Origin of the sequence: Anaerobacillus sp. 1_MG-2023, assembly GCF_030547345.1 — a bacterium.
In the GTDB taxonomy this organism is placed as follows: domain Bacteria; phylum Bacillota; class Bacilli; order Bacillales; family Guptibacillaceae; genus Guptibacillus; species Guptibacillus hwajinpoensis_B.
The window spans coordinates 14,982-34,028 of the sequence record NZ_JAUORD010000009.1 but is presented as its reverse complement, the minus strand read 5'-3'; the positions used below and the strand labels follow the sequence as shown (position 1 = coordinate 34,028).

Here is a 19,047-nt window from a genome sequence, read left to right as displayed (position 1 = left end):
AACTTTTCTTTCGAATCATAACGAAGTATAATGAAAGAAGTGTTTTTATGTCGTATTCTGGTGAAGAGGGAAAGGATTCATTATGAAGATTTTATATATATCTCAACATTTCCCGCCCGAGATAGGTGCAGCTCAGGCGCGCGCCTATGATATGTCAATGAATTTGGTAGAAGAAGGCTGCGATGTAACAGTAGTTACATCATTTCCTAATCATGTTTCTTCCAAAAAAATATTTCAATCGAGCAAGCATCTTGGTTTAAATGTTATTCGTACTTTTGTCGTACAAGATACAAAAAAGAGCAAGCTCAGAAGAATGCTGAATTACTTTTCATTTATGACAACCTCTATCATAGCCGGATTATTTGCTAAAAAACCTGACGTCGTCTTTGCTACTACCCCTCAACTTTTTGTTGGGCTTTCCGGTTATGTAATAAGTAAACTGAAACGTGCCAAATTCGTGATTGAAGTTCGAGATTTATGGGTGGATTTTGCAGAAGTTTTAAATCAAATTAATAATAAAAAATTATTAACGCTGGCTCGGAAATTAGAATGGTTTCTTTTTAAGCAAGCTGATCATATTGTTGTAGTTACGCATGGGTACAAACAATATCTTATTGAAAAGGGTATCCCTGAAAATAAAATCGATGTGATTACTAACGGTGTTAATCCAACTGAGACAGGAGTCCTAGTACCTGAAGAGGGAGTGAGGATTCGTGCTGAGCACGGTTTGGAGAATAAGTTCATTATTTTATATGCGGGTAACATGGGCATTGCTCAAGGCTTGAGAACTGTACTTGAAGCGGCAAATGTTCTGAAAGATGTCTCTTCGATTACCTTTGTTCTTATTGGTGAAGGGGCTGAGAAAGAACGCTTACAACAGTATCAAAAGGATAAAGATCTCCAGAATGTTCTGATCCTCGACAGCCGAGCTAAACAGGAATTGAATGGATTTTATGCGGCTGCTGACTTATGTCTTGTTATTTTAAAGAACCATCCGCTGTTTGAAATCACTATTCCTTCAAAATTATTTGATTGTCTGGCTATGAATAAACCGATCCTATTAGGGATTGGTGGAGAGTCAAAAGAAATTGTCAAAAGTTTAAATGCTGGCCTCTTTTTTGAACCAGAAAATGCTGAGTCGCTTGCGAACGTTGTGTTAGAAGCTACTTCTAATCCGAAAATTATGGAGTTATTAGAGAAAGATGTACGAAATAAAATGTTGTTAAAATATAATCGTCAGGAGCTATCCAAGAACCTGGCTCACTTATTGGAATCTACTCAGGACAATGTAAAAGGTTGGTCGCAATGAAAAAAGTGTGTGTCATCACGTCTATTCATTCTCCTTATGATGGACGTATTTATCATAAGCAATGCAAAAGCTTAAAAAGAGCAGGCTATGACGTTGTGTTAATTGCTCCAGAGCCTGAGGTGGCTGAATCAGAAGAAATCCCTCTCATTACCTTTAAGCGTCCTTCAGGCGTAAAGGAGCGTCTTAAATCAACTTTTCATTTGTATAAACTTGCGAAAAAGACAAAGGCGGATCTTTATCACTTTCACGATCCTGAGCTTATGATTGTAGGGGTTATGATCGAGGTGTTTCTTAAAAAGCCTGTTATTTATGATGTGCACGAGCATTACCCGAATACAATCATGGGGAGGGAATATATTCCTTCTTTAGTGAAAGTCCCTATGAAATACGCCTATGTAGGCATTGAAAAATTGGCATTAATGAAAATAAGCGGTGTGATTTATACAACAGAAGAAATTGGTCGTCGTTATCGCCGCTATAATGGGTGTAAGATTGAAAATTATCCTCTCAAACAAATGTTTCCAGAAGCCTCTAAAGAAAAAAATAAAAACCAACTTATCTATTTGGGGGGAATCACGAAAATTAGGGGCGTATTGCAGCTGCTTGAAGGTTTTGGAGAAGTTGTGAAAAAAGCTCCTGATGCGAAATTACTCTTTCTTGGTAGTTTTGAATCGACTGCATTTAAAGATGAAGTAGATCAACTTATTAATAAGCTGGGTATTGATCTGAATGTAACGTTCATCAGCAGGGTACCATACGAACAGATATCGGCATATGTCGAACGTTCTGCCATTGGGGTTCTTCCATATCTACCATACCCCAACCATCTTGTTGCCCTTCCTAACAAGTTATTTGAATATATGGCTGCTAGTAATGCTATTATCGCATCAAATTTCTCGCACTATGCGAAAGTAATCGAGAATAGTCAGGGTGGCTTAGTTATTAATCCTGAAGATCCTAAAGATATAGCTATGAAACTCAATCAACTTCTTAGTTCCCCGAGTAAAACAAAAGAGCTCGGTGAAAATGCCAGAAGAGCCTTTGAAAACACGTACAATTGGTCTTGCGAGGAAAAAAAACTGCTTGAATTTTACCATGCTATATTTACAAGATAGCGGTGAAATTGGAGAAGCTTGAAAGAAGCGGGGAATTTTAATGAAAAAGCAATCAAGAATAAAAAGAAGGCGAAAGAAAAGTTTATTTCGCAGACTGTTAACGTTTGTACTGTTGATCGTTCTTGTCCTTATTGGTTATGGTGCTTATCTTGCCTATAATGCCTATGATGCAGCATCTGGCTCCTATCAGGGATTATCTCGCGGAGAAAAATCAGCCCTTCGTGATGCGGAGGTTGCAGTAACGAAGGATCCGATTTCGATATTAATCATGGGAATAGAGGATTATTCTACGGGTGGCGATAATGGGCGGACTGATACGCTAATGGTAGCGACAGTTGATCCAGATTCAAAAAAAGTTAAATTACTAAGCATTCCTAGAGATTCGAGAGTAGAGGTTGTTGGTAAAGGGATTGAGGATAAAATTACTCATGCTCACGCTTATGGTGGAACAGAAATGACGATTAACACTGTAGAGAATTTCTTGAATATTCCAATTGATTATTATGTGAAAGTGAACTTTGAAGGATTTAAAGATGTGATCGATGAAATCGGCGGTATAACGGTGGACGTCCCATTCGATTTCGTTGCGCATACGGATGTACCAGGTGGGAGAGCAACGTTCACAGAAGGCCCAATGAACCTCGATGGAACAGAGGCACTAGCTTATGCACGAATGCGTAAGGATGATCCTCGCGGTGATTTCGGTCGAAGTGATCGACAGAAGCAAGTAATAAAAGCTGCGATGGACGAAGTTTCTACAGCATCAGGTTTGCTAAAGTTGGACGATATTGCTCAGCACATTGGAAATAACATCGAAACGAACTTGAAGCCAACTGAATTATTTGCTCTTCAAAAAGCTTATTCTGGTGTAAGGTCCTCTGATATTGAAAGCCTTACAATTGATGGTTCGGATGAAAGAATTAACAACGTGTATTATTTTAAACCAGACGAAGAAAGTGTAGCTTCACTCAGTCAGCAACTAAATGCCACTTTAAATTCAACTAAATAAATAAAAAAAAGCATCCGATTATGGATGCTTTTTAACGTTTCATTGTACTTGTAAAAACAAGTAGTTTTTTTAATGTATTGATTAAAGGTTTCCGCTGATTACCAATTAAACCAATGAGTTCTGCCGTAAACTGAATCACAACAAGCAATAAGATAAGCAAGAAAAGTGATCCCCACAGCGTAGAGGCTGAGAATAGAATGGCAGTAATTCCAAAGAAAAAGCTGAGAAGGTAAATAATGATCACGGTTGATTGGTGAGAAAATCCAATAGCTAGTAAACAATGATGAATGTGAAATTTATCAGGCGTTGAGATTTTTTGCTTTCTTAATATCCGTCTAATAATAGCAAAGAATGTGTCAAAAATGGGGACTGCAAGAATGATGACAGGAATGATCAAACTAAACACCGTCACACTTTTGAATAATCCTAGCATGGACATTACTGAGATGGCAAACCCAAGAAAAAGAGCTCCGGTATCTCCCATGAAGATGCTTGCAGGGTGAAAGTTGAAGATAAGGAAGCCAAGAGTACTACCTATTAAAATCACGGCTAGTGCAATGACTACAAGTTGATGGTCAAGAATGGCCATTGTTAGAATAGAACCTAAAGCAATAGTGGATACACCTGCAGCTAATCCATCTAGACCGTCGATTAAATTAATGGAATTCGTTACCCCAACAATCCACAATACTGTAATAAAAAAGCTCATAAACCCGAACTCAATTCTACCTACGAATGGAAGTGAAACGAATTCAACCTGAAGTCCCGATGAGGCAACAATAATAGCTGCAATAATTTGTCCAACAAGTTTAACTTTCGGTGAAACAGCCAGTTTATCATCAAAAACGCCTAAAACAATAATGAGTGTTCCAGCGATAATAATTTCTGGCATATACGGTGAATAAGGACTAAGATATAAAAAGCCTGCGACAGTACCTGCAAAAATAGCAAGTCCGCCAGCTGAAGGCATAAGCCCTTTATGAACTTTCCGTTGATTTGGTTTATCAGCTATTTTAAATTTAAGTGATGCATATTTAACAATTGGTGTAGCAATGATAGCGACGGTTATAGAGATGATAAACGCTATGATATACTCTGTTAACGAATACAATAAAATCCCCCTCTAACTGAGGAATAGTAATTCATTCCTTTCATATCATATCAAAATAAGTGTGTATTGCAAGAGGTTTCTTAGCGTGCATCCTTTCGAAATCACTCATGGTATTACTATCTTTCCCGAATAATGGACTTTCATGTTGAATAATAGAGGTACATTTAATTACCAATACCCTTTAGAATTAATAAGTAATCTTTTTAGACATCATATTCTTTATAGAGTTGTCCATTTGAAAGGATTTTCGCCTGTCCACTTGTAATATTCGTTATCCATTCAGTAAACTGCTCTTCTAATCCGCTTTGGATAAGAGTTTGAACTTGTACATTCTCCATGTAATCAATCTGATCTAATAAGTAATTCGATGAACGAATTTCATTTTCGACTTTACCTAATAAAGAATAATCAATTTCTGTTGTCATTTTTACCATTAGTCTTCGCTCAACGATTCCAGTCGCATTCAGTCCTTCTGAAACCGATTGACCGTAAGCGCGAATTAAACCGCCTGCGCCTAGTTTAATTCCACCAAAGTAGCGGGTAACAACTACCGTAGTATCTTTTAGCTTTCGTTTTTTTAACACTTCAAGCATCGGCACACCTGCCGTACCCGATGGTTCACCATCGTCGTTAGCTTTTTGAATAAGATCTTGTTCTCCAATTAAGTAAGCTGAGCAATTGTGCGTAGCACTTGCATGCTCTTTTTTGATCGATTGGATGAATTCTTGCGCTTCTTCTTCGGTTGGGGTTCTTTTTACATGTGTAATAAATCGTGATTTTTGTATAGTGATTTCGTTTTTTCCATCACCTTTGACTGTATAATATGAAGTAAGCATTTGGTTAACCTCCAAGATAATCATTGAACATTCTTTAGAATGAAAGGGATTTGTTTCTTACCATCGAATAGTACATAATTAAAGATTGTGATTTATGAGGGAAAGTAATAAGTCCGGTTAGTGTCTTTCTTATTATAAGTTTCTTAAATTAATCCATCAAATATATATCCTCAAGTCATAAAAAGACGGTCAGATACGAATTTTGTAAAAGAAGTACTTTTGGACTATCTTTTCTTAGTGTCCGTCCCTTGAAGGAATGGAGGGGTTAGCTTGGATTTTCAAAAGCTTGATCCAAATTCATTAGATGTCATTCTTGACAGGACAATGGAGAGTATTAACACAAGTAAATCAAAATTGTTCGAAATTGGAGAGCTGTCTCATGACGAATGTCAGCAGATCAATAATCAACTTCAATTATTAAAAGAAGAATTAGAGACCGTTCAGGGTCTCAGGCAAGAAAGGCTTCATATGGACAGAATCGCTCGAGCTGAGCTTGTAAAGATTAGTAAGAACTTTCAAGACTATGGAGAGCCGGAGATTAGAAACGCTTATGAGAAGGCTTCAGACGCCCAAATTAAGCTATCTGTTAGTATGGAGAAGGAATCTCGCCTTAAAGACCAGATCGCAGATCTAGAACAGCGGATTTCTTCCCTTCAAAATACGTCGGATAAAGCCGAGTCTTTTATGAGTCAAATCTCAACAGTACTTAGTTATCTTGGAGGAGAACTAAGACTCTACGGTGAGGTCATCGAAGACGCTAGAAGAAAACAAGAGTATGGTCTTAAAATTATTGAAGCACAGGAAGAAGAGAGAAAGCGTCTCTCAAGAGAAATTCATGATGGTCCGGCCCAAGTTCTTGCGAATGTGTTATTAAGGTCACAATTAATTGAACGAATTTATGAGAAAAAGGGAAAAGATGAAGCATTCAAGGAAATAAAGGATATGAGATCCTTAATTGAGGATGCATTAAAAGAAGTTAGGCGACTTATTTATGATCTTCGTCCAATGGCTTTGGATGATCTAGGTCTAGTGCCTACATTATTAAAGTATTTAAATAAAGTGGATGATCGCTCAGAGGCAACGATATATTTCGATTATTTTGAAGGGATTCAACGACTTCACGTTCGGCTTGAGGCAGCGATCTTTCGACTTGTACAAGAAGCAGTGCAAAATGCGCTAAAGCATGCTGATGCAACTGAAATAAGTGTTGACCTGAATCTTGATGGTGATAAGATTGTGGTAACCATTGAAGATAATGGAATTGGCTTTGATGTGAACGTTCGTAAAGATCAATCTTTTGGATTGATTGGAATGAAAGAGCGTGTCGGTTTATTAAATGGAACAATTCAGGTTCAATCAACGCCGAACAAGGGTACATATATATTGATAAGAATCCCGATTCATGAACAGGAGGGCGTGTAAGAAATGTATGCAGCTAAAACCAAAACGAAAATTATAATAATAGATGACCATCGCTTGTTTCGCGAGGGAGTTAAACGGATTTTAGACATGGAAGATGATTTTGAGGTGATCGCTGAAGGTGATGATGGGGATGAAGCACTTCGTCTTGTCGAAGAAAATAAACCTGACGTGGTCTTAATGGATATTAATATGCCGCATGTGAATGGCGTAGAAGCAACAAGACAGCTTATTGAACAAGTACCGGAGACAAAAGTCATTATTTTATCAATTCATGATGACGAAACATATGTCACGCACGCAGTGAAAACAGGGGCAGCAGGGTATCTATTGAAAGAAATGGATGCAAACTCTCTTGTTGAGGCTGTTAAAGTTGTTGCATCTGGTGGAGCTTATATTCATCCTAAAGTAACGCATAATCTTGTGAATGAATATCGTCGTCTTGCTACGGAAGGTAAAAGACCATCAACTCAAATTGGTTACAAAGAAGTTGAATATCGTAAACCACTTCATATTTTGACGCGTCGAGAATGCGAAGTACTTCAACTGCTAACAGATGGAAAAAGTAATCGCTCTATAGGTGAAGATCTTTATATTAGTGAAAAAACGGTAAAAAATCACGTTTCAAATATCTTGCAAAAAATGAATGTAAACGACCGTACTCAAGCGGTTGTAGAAGCAATTAAAAAAGGATGGGTTAAGGTGCGCTGAGGCGCGCCTTTTTTCTTTGGGTCTACTTGTTATGAGACGTAAAGGTAGAGAGAAAACAAAATGAAGACAAAAAAATAACCTCCAATTTTGGAGGCTATTTTTTGTACCATTATGCGCGCTTTGCACCAAGGTAACGTGGAGACCAGTAAGAGTTATCCATGTCACTGATTGTTACTCCGTATGAAGAAGAAGAGTGAATGAACTGACCGTTACCGATATAAATACCAGCGTGAGATGGGCCAGATTTATAAGTTTCAAAGAATACAAGATCTCCAACAGAAGGTGAAGAAACTTTGTCTGTTGCGTTCCAGATGCTAGCTACAGTACGTGGGATGGATTTACCAGCTTTGTTGAATACGTATTGTAGGTAGCCGCTGCAGTCAAAACCAGATGGTGTAGTTCCAGCCCAAACATATGGTACACCGATGTATTGCTTAGCAATAGATACGACAGAAGAGTTAGATGTTGATGCACTCTTTACCTGAGATGAAGAAGATGAGCTTACAGAAGAACCATTAAGTGCTGCAAATGTGTTTGATCCTGCAATACCATCTACGCTAAGACCATTTGCACTTTGGAAGTTACGTACTGCTTGTTGTGTAATGGATCCATAAATGCCGTCAACGGAATAGTTGTAGTAGCCTTTTGATTTAAGCTGACTTTGTAGATTTGTTACACTTTGTCCACGATCACCGTGACGAAGTGTGCTGCTGTATGTATTAGAAGAGCTGCTTGATTTAGATGAAGTTGAACCTTTTAGTGCGTTAACTGTTTGTGGCCCTACAACACCGTCTACGCTAATGCCTGCGCTACGTTGGAAGTCGCGAACGCCATCTTCAGTAATATTTCCGAAATATCCAGTTGCTTTATGGTAATCAAAATAGCCTTTATTATCGAGTTCATTTTGTAGTTGAGTTACGTCAGAGTTGCTCATGCCATTGTATAGGGTACGGTCGCCTAGTGCTGCTTCACTTACGTTTGGTGCTAATAAAAGAGTACCTGCGAGTGTAGTAGTGATCACGACTTTCTTAAACATATTATAATTCCCCCTGATTTATAAGTTAAAACCTTTTATTTTCTCTATCACGATTGCTAGTTTACATGATTGAGATAACAGGAGGATGAATATAACATTACAATTATGTAACAGAATACCTGCCTAATTTACTAAAAGTTTCATTTTACGACATTTACATTAAAAAATATGGGGAGAAATGGTTGACAAATTATGTGAAAAATATTATAAGCTTTTGTTGGCACAAAGCCTAAAATGCTCTATCATTAACTTGACTGGTTTTTAACGTAAATCGTATGAAGTACTTAATAGATTGAAGAGAGGCGTTAATATGAAGACAGTTGCTATTGTAACAGATAGTACGGCTTATATACCTGAATCAATGTTAGATGAATACGAAGTGACGATGGTTCCGCTTAGCGTAATATTCGGTAATGAATCCTATTTAGAAGAAAGAGAAATACAGGCAGAGGATTTTTTTGAAAAAGTAAAAAAAGAAGATGAGCTTCCTAAAACTTCTCAGCCTTCTATAGGAAGTTTTGTCGAAGCATATGAAACATTAGCTCGTACTCATGATGAAATTATTACGATTACTCTTTCCAGCGGTATCAGTGGTACCTATCAGTCAGCTAATTCAGCTGGAGGAATGATTGAAGGCGCAGACGTTCATGTTTTTGATTCAGAGATCAGTTGCATGATGCAGGGTTTTTATGTTTTAGAAGCAGCACAAATGGCGCAAGATGGTTTTAAAAGTAAAGAAATATTAAATCGTCTTCATAAGATAAAAAGTCAAGGGACGAATGCCTATTTCCTTGTGGATGATCTTAGCCATTTACATCGAGGTGGTAGGTTGAATGCTGCACAGCTTGTAGTCGGAAACCTTCTTCAAATAAAACCTGTACTAACTTTTGAAGATAAAAAAATTGTTCCATATGAAAAAATTAGAACTCGAAAAAAAGCATTAAATAAACTGATGACGCTATTTGATGACGCTGCAAAAGGCGGAGATATCATTAAAGCAACTGTCATCTATGCAACGAATAAAGAAGAAGCAGAGCTTTTGAAAGCTGAATTAGAAGGAAAATACTCGAACGTAAGCATTATATTGAGTTATTTCGGACCAGTTATTGCTACACACCTCGGTGAAGGTTCTCTTGGACTCGGCTGGTATCGTGTATGATCGTTAAAATCGAAAAGGAAGCAAATCCATGAGGTTTGCTTCCTATGTGTTAAATAACCAGCAAGTATTTTTACCTGAATTGCTCAATCAACCTTCTTACTCCCTCAATTTCGCTCCGATTGGTATGTACAACTCGATTCCCAATCAACCGCAAAATCCCGATTTTCATCCGAATGTTCAACTTATGAAGTTTTTATATGGAAGGCATTTATTAATCGATGAAGTCCCTTACTCATTTCTTGAACTTCATGAACACTATTTAAATGGCTATCTTCATTTTGAACCTGGTATTCAAAGCATTGATGGAAAAGCAACTTGTATGAGGTGTGGAAGTACTGAGTCATTTTCATTTTTCGCGTGCTCGCGCTGCCATAGTAAGAACTGTAAATATTGTAGAAAGTGTATCAGAATGGGAAAGGTAACATTTTGTTCTCCACTATATTCCATATCCAACTGGGTACCAAAAAATGTAGATAAAGCTGTTTTAGAGTGGTCTGGCACATTGTCGAATGGTCAAAAGGAAGCTTCTAATGCTGTTGTCAGGGCTATTCAACATAATCTTACTCTCCTTGTATGGGCTGTTTGTGGTAGTGGTAAAACAGAAGTGTTATTTAATGGATTAGCTCATGCCCTCACCAATCAAAAGTCTGTATGTATTGCTACGCCACGTACAGATGTTGTACTAGAATTAGCTCCACGCCTACAAAAGGTCTTCCCTAGTCTTGTGATTTCTCCCCTATATGCAGGTCATTCCGATCCTCATTCTCATTTTGTTGTTTCTACGACGCATCAAATGATTCGTTTTAAGAATTACTTTGATGTCATGATCATTGATGAAGTAGATGCGTTTCCATATAGTGTGGATTCTTCTCTTCAATACAACGTTGAGAAAGCGAGAAAGCAAGGCAGCTCCCTCATTTATTTAACAGCAACCCCTTCGCCGTTGATTTTGAAGAAAGAAAATCTCCAAATCGTACGGATTCCCTCAAGGTACCATGGTTTCCCACTGCCTTTTCCAACTTGTCATTGGAGTGGCAATTGGAGAAAGAAAATAAATAAAGGTCATCTTCCTCCTATATTAATTGAATGGATAAAGAAACAAGTATCTGAGCGAAAGCCCGTCCTTTTATTTCTTCCATCTATAAAAATCATTAATCAAACAAAAGATATATTTGAAAAAAATCACTTTCGATGTGAATCTGTTCATTCTGAGGATGAAAATCGAGCCGAAAAAGTCCTCCGTTTTCGAAATAAAGAAATCCCTATTCTCCTCTCCTCCACTATTCTCGAGAGAGGCATTACGATTGAAAATATATCAGTAGCCGTGCTTGGAGCAGAGGATGAGGTATTTACAGAGAGTGCCCTGGTGCAAATTGCCGGAAGAGCTGGAAGAAGTAAGAGATTCCCAGATGGAGATGTTCGCTTTTTTCATTATGGTAAAACAAATGCCATGTTAGAGGCTATAAAACATATTAAGAAAATGAATGTTGAAGCGAGGGAGAAAGGTTGGCTCAATTAAATCGTTGTACTATGTGTGGGGAAGATGTCAGTCAAAATGTATCCTGGAGCTGGTTAATCGGAATAAAAAGTGACCCGGATTGTTGTGAGCTTTGCCGAAAGCAGCTTGTGCTAATTGAGGGAGACTTATGTCGGAAGTGTGGGCGGCCTCTAAATAAACTTGCTAGTAAATTTGTAGAAAATCAGTTCTGCTCTGATTGTAGAAAGTGGGAGGAAAAAGGATGGGGAAAAGTTCTTATCCATAATAAGTCGTTTTATGAATACAATGCTTTTTTGAAAAACACGCTTGCTCTTTATAAATTTAGAGGGGATGTTGAAGTAGGAAGAGCATTCTCACATTTGATTCAAAAAGAGTTAAAGAAATCTTATCCCTTTATCGATCAAGTCATTCCAATGCCAACTAGTAAGGAAAGACTCTATGAGAGAGGCTTTAATCAATGTGAGGTTTGGATTGAAGGGACATCCTTTGAACAAGAGTCACCACTAATCCGGATCAAAAACGAAGAAAAGCAAAGTAAATTGTCACGTGAAAAAAGAATGAATCGTACAGAAGACATGTTTCGCGTAACAGAAGGATCTTCACTAAATGGAAAAAAGATACTCCTATTAGACGATCTATATACCACGGGAACAACTATTCACTATGCAGCGCTCACCCTAAGAAATGCAGGTGTATCTGAAGTTTATTCCCTTACATTAAGTAGGGGATAAGGTATTGTCGAAAAAAATTTAAGAAAACGCCTTCATTCGAGTTATATCAACAAAAACACCCCTTTGCCAGTGTGTAAATATAAACGTATAATAAATATATGGCACTGCCATGAAGATTTTTGAAGGGAATGTTGAACAAGATGCAGGGAAAAGTAAAATGGTTTAACAACGAAAAAGGATTTGGCTTTATTGAAAGAGAAGATGGCGACGACGTATTCGTTCATTTTTCAGCAATCAGTGGGGAAGGATTCAAATCCCTTGAAGAAGGCCAAACAGTTGAATTTGAGATTGTTGATGGAGCTCGTGGACCACAGGCTGCTAACGTAGAAAAAGTTTCTTAAATTAAATTAATCGCTTAAAGCTCCTATCATTAGATAGGGGCTTTTTATTTTTAAAAACTATTTTAGTTTATACTGATGTTTTTTAATTAAGCTTATTGATCGGGTTATATAATAGGAGGGTACGCCCTTATATGTATGTATTTGTTAAAAATTGTCGGAATTTAGAGCGTTTTGTGAAAAAAGCTTAAAATATTTGTGATTTTTTAAAGTTTATAGAGGGTAATAGAGGGGGTATAACGAATAATATAGTTATAGCATGGAAGGAGGAGTGCCACATGATGAATTTCAACATCCGTGGTGAAAACATTAAAGTTACACCTGCAATGAGAGAATATACTGAGAAGAAGGTAAGTAAACTTGAAAGGTATTTCGATACTCCACCTAATACTGATGTTCATGTAAACATGAAGGTCTATAACGATCAACAAATGATTGAAGTAACCATACCTATGCCAAACCTTCTACTTCGAGCAGAAGAAGAGCATCAGGATATGTATGCAGCAATTGATTTAGTTGTTGAGAAGCTTGAACGACAAATTCGCAAGCATAAAACAAAAGTTAATCGCAAATTCCGTCAGGAAGGTAGCGTTAAATATATGTTCCGCGATGAATTAAACCCTACAACAACAAGTGTTGCAGAAGCTGATATGGATGAGGATGACGATCTACAAGTAGTGAAAACAAAGCGTTTTACATTCAAGCCGATGGACGTTGAAGAAGCGATTCTTCAGATGGACATGCTTGGACACAGCTTTTTCGTTTTCTCAAACGCTGTTACAGGAAGCACAGGCGTTGTCTATCGTCGTAAAGATGGGAAATACGGACTGATCGAGCAAGATTAACGAATAAATGAACAAGGGCAGGGGTGATCACCCCTGCCCTTTAAATATGTGCTGAGGTTTATTTTTTTATCTACATTAATATAGTTGTTAGTAGCATGGTTTTTTACTTTCTTGTGCCTCTAGCAACTAATTGTTAAAATAACTACATAGTATAAAAAATTCTTAGTTTAGTTAGATATATGATAGCACTCTACTGACAACAAAAGAGGAGCGTTTTGATGAAAGGTTTATTACGAAAAATCATACCCAATGGCAATGAACGTCAGGTTAGTCGCTTACAGAAGATTGCAGATCAAGTAGAGACTTTTTCAGATGAAATGAAGAAGTTATCTGATGATCAGCTCCGTAACAAAACGGAAGAATACAAAGAACGGATTCAAAAAGGTGAAGATTTAGACAAAATGTTACCAGAAGTGTACGCTACCGTTCGCGAAGCATCTGAACGCGTTCTTGGTATGCGCCCATTTCCAGTACAAATTATGGGAGCGGCGTCTCTTCATGAAGGAAATATTGCTGAAATGAAAACAGGTGAAGGTAAAACCCTTAGTGCCACAATGCCTGTTTATCTTAATGCCTTAACTGGCAAAGGTGTACACGTTATTACGGTCAACGAATACTTGGCGAAGCGTGACGCTGAAGAAATGGGAGAGCTTTACCACTATCTCGGTTTAACAGTTGGACTAAACATTAGCGGACTGTCAAAAGAAGAAAAAGCCGAAGCTTATGCTGCGGATATTACGTATGGAACAAACAATGAATTTGGTTTCGATTATTTGCGTGACAACATGGTCTTATATAAAGAAGAAATGGTTCAACGCCCTCTTCATTATGCCATCATTGATGAAGTTGACTCAGTGTTAATTGACGAAGCAAGAACACCCCTTATTATTTCTGGGAGTGCTGAAAAGTCAACTACTTTATACATTCAAGCGAACCAATTTGTTAGAACACTAAAAGAAGAAGACGACTATAACGTTGATATCAAAACAAAGAACGTCCAATTAACGGAAGATGGGATTACGAAAGCAGAAAAATTCTTCGCTATTGAGAATTTATATGATTACAAACATGTTCAACTAAACCACCATATTAATCAGGCAATGAAAGCCAATTTTATCATGCAACTCGATATGGACTATGTTGTTCAGGATGAGGAAGTTGTGATCGTTGATTCATTTACTGGACGTTTAATGGCTGGACGTCGCTATAGCGATGGACTTCATCAAGCGATTGAAGCGAAGGAAGGTCTTGTTATCCAGCGTGAAAGCATGACGCTAGCTACGATTACATTCCAAAACTATTTTAGAATGTATGAAAAGCTTTCTGGTATGACAGGTACAGCGAAAACCGAGGAAGAAGAATTCCGGAATATCTACAATATGAATGTTATTGCGATTCCTACGAATAAGCCAATTGCTCGTATGGACTATCCTGATCTCGTTTATAAATCCACTAACGGTAAATTCCAGGCACTTTCTAGAGAAATTGAAGAGCGTCATAAGAATGGACAACCCATCCTCGTTGGTACAGTTGCGGTAGAAACATCTGAGTTGATTTCGCAATTCCTAAAGAAACGCGGAATTCCTCACAATATACTAAATGCCAAAAACCATGCTCGTGAAGCGGAAATTATTGAATCAGCTGGTCAAAAAGGTGCGGTAACGATCGCGACAAACATGGCTGGACGTGGTACAGATATTAAATTAGGCACAGGTGTACTTGATCTTGGAGGCCTCTTTATCTTAGGTACGGAACGTCATGAAAGTAGAAGAATAGATAACCAGCTTCGCGGACGTTCAGGACGTCAAGGTGATCCAGGTGAATCAAGGTTCTATATTTCTATGGAAGATGAGCTAATGAGAAGGTTTGGCTCGGATAATATGATGAACATGATGAACCGTCTCGGGATGGAAGAGGATCAGCCGATTGAATCGAAGCTTGTCTCCAGAGCAGTGGAATCAGCACAAAAACGCGTCGAGGGTAATAACTATGATGCTCGTAAGCAGCTTCTTCAATATGATGATGTGATGCGACAACAGCGCGAGATCATTTATGCTCAACGTGCAGAAGTACTTGAATCAGATAATTTACGTGAAATTGTCGAAACGATGCTCACTTCTGTTATTACACGTATCGTTGATGCTCATACAGGTGATGAGGATATTCAAGAAGAATGGGATCATCAAGCGATTATTGATCACGCGAAAGGTATCTTCCTTCAAGAAGGCCAGGTAACAGTGAAAGATATCAAAGGTCTTGATAAGGAAGAAATCGTAGAACTTCTTGTTGAGAAAATGAAAATAAATTACGATGAAAAAGAAGCTGCATTCGAACCGGAACGCATGCGTGAATTCGAAAAAGTTATTCTTCTGCGCAGTGTTGATCGTAAATGGATGGATCACATTGATGCAATGGATCAGCTACGTCAGGGAATTCACTTGCGCGCTTACGGACAAAATGATCCTTTGCGTGAGTATCAATTTGAAGGATTTGAAATGTTCGAAGACATGGTTACAGAGATAGAAGAAGAAGTCTCTACTTATATTATGAAAGCTCAGATTGAAAGTAATCTAAAGCGAGAAAAAGTAGCGGAAGGCAAAGCCGTTAATCCAAAAGAAGAAGCAAGCTCGAAGCCAAAACCTGTTAAGAAAAAGCAGGATATTGGACGAAATGATCCTTGTCCTTGCGGCAGCGGTAAAAAATATAAAAACTGTCACGGCAAAGCTGAATAAAATCGAGCAGGTGTCGTAAGCATTTGCTATTCCCGTACTTTAGGGACAGTACCCCCACCTCCAAATGTAGGTTAGTCAACGAGTATTGGTGGGTTTGCTGTCCCTAAAAGTCTGCTTGAAGTACTAACCATCAAAGGTGTGAAAGTTTTTGATAGTAGATCTTTCGATTTTTGGATCATCAATATAGCCAGAATCGAAGTAAAATAATGATGTAGAGGTGCAAACTATGGAAATGCATGAAATTCGCAACGAATTAAATACAATTGAAACACGATTAAACGATTTTAGGGGGTCTCTTTGACCTCGAAAATAAAAGAGCGCGTATCGATGAATTAGACATTCAAATGACTGATCCAGATTTCTGGAATGATCAAAATGCCGCTCAAAAAGTGATCAATGAATCAAACTCTCTAAAAGAAGCTGTTAATGAGTTCGATTCTCTTCAAGAAGAATATGAGAACCTGGAAGTTTCTTATGAACTTGTGAAAGAAGAAAACGATCAGGAGTTATTTGAAGATCTTGAAGTAGAAATTAAAGATCTGAAAAAAGCAGTCAATCAATTTGAACTTACGCTTCTTCTAAGCGAAGAACATGATAAAAATAATGCGATTCTTGAACTTCACCCAGGTGCTGGTGGTACAGAGTCACAAGACTGGGCATCGATGCTTCTTAGAATGTATACGCGTTATGGTGAGAAAAAAGGATTTAAAGTTGAAACGCTTGATTACCTCCCAGGTGATGAAGCTGGTGTGAAAAGTGTTACGCTGAACTTTAAAGGTCATAATGCTTATGGGTATTTAAAAGCAGAAAAGGGCGTCCACCGTCTTGTTCGTATCTCACCATTTGACTCAAGTGGCAGACGTCATACTTCTTTTGTTTCTTGCGAAGTTATGCCTGAGTTTAATGATGAAATTGAGATTGACATTCGCACAGAAGATTTGAAGATCGATACGTATCGTGCGAGTGGGGCTGGTGGTCAGCACATTAATACGACTGACTCTGCCGTTCGAATCACTCACCTTCCTACAAAAGTAGTCGTGAGTTGTCAGGGAGAACGTTCTCAGATTAAAAACCGAGAACAGGCAATGAAAATGTTGAAAGCAAAGCTATATCAGTTGAAAATTGAAGAACAAGAAGCAGAGCTAGATGAGATCCGAGGAGAGCAGAAAGAAATTGGCTGGGGTAGTCAAATTCGATCTTATGTTTTCCATCCGTATAGTATGGTAAAAGATCATCGTACAAATATGGAAGTTGGGAACACTCAATCTGTCATGGATGGCGATCTCGATCCATTTATTGATGCGTTTCTCCGCTCTCGTTTAAATGATTAAAACTAACTTCAAGCCTACCTGTATAATCAGGTGGGCTTTTTTCTATAATGGCTATGTTCATTTACGTTGTTGACTTTTCGGTCATTTATCCTTTGCGATCACCAATTGTTTCTTCATGTTTCTGTCATAAATGGGGCAAAGTATAAAAGGAGAAAGAAGTGCTTCAACTTGATAACGCGCTGCTACAATGCGGTTTACACCCCATATGCCCGATGATATACTACTGAAGGCTTTTGCTTAGAAATGAGCAGTGACTTAAATCATAGAGGTAAGTGAGTGAATGCAGTTATGATAGCGACGTTAGCGAAATTTACAGCTAGAAAGGTTTCACCAGCACATAAGATACTGGAATATTTAAGCGTTATGGTGGGATCAGCCCTTGTGGCGATTGCCTTTAACCTTTTCCTACTCCCTAACAGCATTGCTTCTGGTGGTGTAAGCGGGATCAGTACTATTACAAAAGGAGTCTTTGATTGGAAACCAGCATATGTCCAGTGGGCTTTTAATATTCCATTGTTTATAAGTGGTTTAATCTTTTTGGGGAAAAAGTATGGTCCGAAAACCTTGGTTGGAACTCTTTTCTTACCTTTTGTCGTAAAATTGACAGAAAACGTAGAACCAGCGACAACAGATCCGTTATTAGGTGCGCTTTTCGGTGGTCTTGGAGTGGGGATTGGCCTTGGAATTGTATTCAGAGGAAAAGCCTCTACTGGAGGTACAGACCTTGCTGCACAAATTGTGAACAAGTATACAGGAGTTTCGCTCGGAACGTGTGTATTTATGATTGATGGCTTAATTGTCGTTGCTTCAGCGTTTGTTTTCAGCCTTGAAGAAGCACTTTATGCCCTTATTGCAATGTATCTAACAGGTAAAACAATTGATGTTGTTCAACTAGGATTGGGCTACTCGAAAATGGCGCTTATTATTTCAGATAAAGAAGAAGAGCTGCGTGAAGGGATCATCACTGTAATAGATCGAGGTGTGACAAGAATTTCAGGTCAGGGTGGATACACCAATGATAAGCGTCCCATCTTAATGGTCGTTGTTGCGCAAAATGAGGTTACAAAGCTAAAAGAGCTCGTGAAGGGTGTTGATCCTTCAGCATTTGTGATTGTATCCAACGCCACTGAAGTGCTGGGAGAAGGTTTTAAAAGAGAGTAAGCCGGCTATAGTAAATGAAAGTGAGCTCCATTATAGGTGAGGTTTTTACTTTGTCCTATGGGTGGCAGTATATGAGGAGTGAAGGTAATGAAAAAGTGGATAGGGTTTCTGTTTGTAGTTGTTCTGATTTTTAGTTTAGCTGCATGTGGTGCAAGTAATAATGAAAATAGCACGAATGACGGCTCTTCAAAAGAAAGTAACTCAGAAAATGAGAATGGTGGCCAAGCTTCTGGTGAATATGATGCTAATGCCGCAGAGGCTACATATCAAACGAATTGCTTAAGCTGTCATGGGGACAACCTTGAAGGGAAAGTAGGGCCACAACTTTCAAACGTTGGCTCACGTTTATCGAAAGACGAGATTCTCTCTGTCATTCAAAACGGGAAAGGGCAAATGCCTGGTAATATTTTACGTGGAGATACGGAAGTGGAAGAAAATGTAGCTAGCTGGCTAGCTGATATGAAATAGGTAGAGAAGAAGCACTGAATAGTGCTTTTTTTATTGTCATATTTATGATTGTGTACCTGGAAAAAGAAGGATGTAATATTACTAAAGAGAGAGTGTATCTCTATATTTCCCTTCTGGACAAAGTTAAGCATAGATAATTGTGTAATAATCTATTGACTATTAATGCATTATTGCAGAAGATGTCAGATTGAGAGGGTCTTGAAATAAAAATGTAATAAAAATTTGTCTTAAAATAGCG

17 protein-coding genes are annotated in these 19,047 nt (G+C 38.1%); 14 read left to right on the top strand and 3 right to left on the bottom strand.

Features of this window, described 5'->3' with window-relative positions:
* The first annotated feature begins 82 nt into the window (after positions 1-82).
* The 3 genes from Q4550_RS15130 to Q4550_RS15120 are packed head-to-tail and all read left to right on the top strand — an operon-like array spanning position 83 to position 3,433.
* A complete protein-coding gene (locus Q4550_RS15130) occupies positions 83-1,309 on the top strand; it encodes a glycosyltransferase family 4 protein (RefSeq protein ID WP_303534078.1) in 1,227 nt (408 codons plus the stop codon).
* Complete coding sequence (locus tag Q4550_RS15125; RefSeq protein ID WP_303534076.1) at positions 1,306-2,424, top strand: glycosyltransferase family 4 protein; 1,119 nt, start codon at positions 1,306-1,308, stop codon at positions 2,422-2,424. The genes Q4550_RS15130 and Q4550_RS15125 overlap by 4 nt, the downstream gene beginning before the upstream one ends.
* A gap of 40 nt (positions 2,425-2,464) precedes the next feature.
* Complete coding sequence (locus tag Q4550_RS15120; protein ID WP_303534075.1) at positions 2,465-3,433, top strand: LCP family glycopolymer transferase; 969 nt, start codon at positions 2,465-2,467, stop codon at positions 3,431-3,433.
* A 31-nt stretch (positions 3,434-3,464) separates the two neighbouring features.
* Here Q4550_RS15120 and Q4550_RS15115 read toward each other — a convergent pair whose 3' ends face one another.
* Together Q4550_RS15115 and Q4550_RS15110 are read right to left on the bottom strand one after the other, a co-directional pair.
* On the bottom strand, positions 3,465-4,544 hold the full coding sequence (locus tag Q4550_RS15115) for a glycosyltransferase family 4 protein (protein WP_303534072.1): 1,080 nt from the start codon (positions 4,542-4,544) through the stop codon (positions 3,465-3,467).
* Between the two features lie 203 nt (positions 4,545-4,747).
* Complete coding sequence (locus Q4550_RS15110) at positions 4,748-5,380, bottom strand: YigZ family protein (protein WP_303534069.1); 633 nt, start codon at positions 5,378-5,380, stop codon at positions 4,748-4,750.
* 270 nt (positions 5,381-5,650) lie between these two features.
* Here Q4550_RS15110 and Q4550_RS15105 point away from each other — a divergent pair, with 270 nt between their 5' ends.
* Positions 5,651-6,802 carry a sensor histidine kinase gene (locus Q4550_RS15105; RefSeq protein WP_303534067.1) on the top strand — a complete coding sequence of 384 codons (1,152 nt, stop codon included), beginning with the start codon at positions 5,651-5,653 and terminating at the stop codon, positions 6,800-6,802.
* A gap of 3 nt (positions 6,803-6,805) precedes the next feature.
* Positions 6,806-7,510: a response regulator gene (locus tag Q4550_RS15100; RefSeq protein ID WP_159785070.1), complete on the top strand. Its 705-nt coding sequence runs from the start codon at positions 6,806-6,808 to the stop codon at positions 7,508-7,510.
* A gap of 109 nt (positions 7,511-7,619) precedes the next feature.
* On the opposite strand, the gene Q4550_RS15095 is transcribed toward Q4550_RS15100, so the two are convergent.
* A complete protein-coding gene (locus tag Q4550_RS15095) occupies positions 7,620-8,546 on the bottom strand; it encodes a C40 family peptidase (protein WP_303534063.1) in 927 nt (308 codons plus the stop codon).
* A gap of 310 nt (positions 8,547-8,856) precedes the next feature.
* Between Q4550_RS15095 and Q4550_RS15090 the strand changes: the two genes are divergently transcribed.
* The 9 genes from Q4550_RS15090 (at position 8,857) to Q4550_RS15050 (ending at position 18,809) form a co-directional block, all read left to right on the top strand.
* Positions 8,857-9,705, top strand: a complete 849-nt coding sequence (locus Q4550_RS15090; protein ID WP_303534061.1) for a DegV family protein — start codon at positions 8,857-8,859, stop codon at positions 9,703-9,705.
* A 28-nt stretch (positions 9,706-9,733) separates the two neighbouring features.
* On the top strand, positions 9,734-11,224 hold the full coding sequence (locus Q4550_RS15085; RefSeq protein WP_303534059.1) for an ATP-dependent helicase ComFA: 1,491 nt from the start codon (positions 9,734-9,736) through the stop codon (positions 11,222-11,224).
* The gene (locus tag Q4550_RS15080) at positions 11,212-11,934 is read left to right on the top strand and encodes a ComFC family protein (protein ID WP_303534057.1); all 723 of its coding nucleotides are present in this window, start codon (positions 11,212-11,214) and stop codon (positions 11,932-11,934) included. The genes Q4550_RS15085 and Q4550_RS15080 overlap by 13 nt, the downstream gene beginning before the upstream one ends.
* Before the next feature lie 140 nt (positions 11,935-12,074).
* The gene (locus Q4550_RS15075; protein WP_194218747.1) at positions 12,075-12,275 is read left to right on the top strand and encodes a cold shock domain-containing protein; all 201 of its coding nucleotides are present in this window, start codon (positions 12,075-12,077) and stop codon (positions 12,273-12,275) included.
* A gap of 278 nt (positions 12,276-12,553) precedes the next feature.
* A complete protein-coding gene (gene hpf / locus Q4550_RS15070) occupies positions 12,554-13,117 on the top strand; it encodes a ribosome hibernation-promoting factor, HPF/YfiA family (RefSeq protein ID WP_194218748.1) in 564 nt (187 codons plus the stop codon).
* Between the two features lie 218 nt (positions 13,118-13,335).
* Entirely contained in the window at positions 13,336-15,849 is a 2,514-nt protein-coding gene (gene secA, locus Q4550_RS15065; protein WP_303534055.1) for a preprotein translocase subunit SecA, read from the top strand.
* 226 nt (positions 15,850-16,075) lie between these two features.
* Positions 16,076-17,180, top strand: a protein-coding gene (gene prfB, locus Q4550_RS15060; protein WP_194218750.1) for a peptide chain release factor 2 whose coding sequence is annotated in 2 segments (ribosomal slippage) — positions 16,076-16,147 and positions 16,149-17,180 — 1,104 coding nt in all. Because the reading frame shifts where the segments join, the coding sequence is not laid out codon by codon here.
* A 288-nt stretch (positions 17,181-17,468) separates the two neighbouring features.
* Positions 17,469-18,341 carry a YitT family protein gene (locus Q4550_RS15055; protein WP_303534350.1) on the top strand — a complete coding sequence of 291 codons (873 nt, stop codon included), beginning with the start codon at positions 17,469-17,471 and terminating at the stop codon, positions 18,339-18,341.
* 87 nt (positions 18,342-18,428) lie between these two features.
* Complete coding sequence (locus Q4550_RS15050; RefSeq protein ID WP_303534050.1) at positions 18,429-18,809, top strand: c-type cytochrome; 381 nt, start codon at positions 18,429-18,431, stop codon at positions 18,807-18,809.
* Positions 18,810-19,047 lie beyond the last annotated feature (238 nt).

Bases quoted from the DNA above. Each gene is read 5' to 3' on its own strand.
- Q4550_RS15125 (WP_303534076.1), top strand. From the start codon at position 1,306: ATGAAAAAAGTGTGTGTCATCACGTCTATTCATTCTCCTTATGATGGA.
- Q4550_RS15120 (WP_303534075.1), top strand. From the start codon at position 2,465: ATGAAAAAGCAATCAAGAATAAAAAGAAGGCGAAAGAAAAGTTTATTT.
- Q4550_RS15110 (WP_303534069.1), bottom strand. From the start codon at position 5,380: ATGCTTACTTCATATTATACAGTCAAAGGTGATGGAAAAAACGAAATC.
- Q4550_RS15075 (WP_194218747.1), top strand. From the start codon at position 12,075: ATGCAGGGAAAAGTAAAATGGTTTAACAACGAAAAAGGATTTGGCTTT.
- Q4550_RS15130 (WP_303534078.1), top strand. From the start codon at position 83: ATGAAGATTTTATATATATCTCAACATTTCCCGCCCGAGATAGGTGCA.
- secA (WP_303534055.1), top strand. From the start codon at position 13,336: ATGAAAGGTTTATTACGAAAAATCATACCCAATGGCAATGAACGTCAG.
- Q4550_RS15085 (WP_303534059.1), top strand. From the start codon at position 9,734: ATGAGGTTTGCTTCCTATGTGTTAAATAACCAGCAAGTATTTTTACCT.
- Q4550_RS15100 (WP_159785070.1), top strand. From the start codon at position 6,806: ATGTATGCAGCTAAAACCAAAACGAAAATTATAATAATAGATGACCAT.
- Q4550_RS15050 (WP_303534050.1), top strand. From the start codon at position 18,429: ATGAAAAAGTGGATAGGGTTTCTGTTTGTAGTTGTTCTGATTTTTAGT.
- Q4550_RS15055 (WP_303534350.1), top strand. From the start codon at position 17,469: ATGATAGCGACGTTAGCGAAATTTACAGCTAGAAAGGTTTCACCAGCA.
- Q4550_RS15090 (WP_303534061.1), top strand. From the start codon at position 8,857: ATGAAGACAGTTGCTATTGTAACAGATAGTACGGCTTATATACCTGAA.
- Q4550_RS15095 (WP_303534063.1), bottom strand. From the start codon at position 8,546: ATGTTTAAGAAAGTCGTGATCACTACTACACTCGCAGGTACTCTTTTA.
- hpf (WP_194218748.1), top strand. From the start codon at position 12,554: ATGAATTTCAACATCCGTGGTGAAAACATTAAAGTTACACCTGCAATG.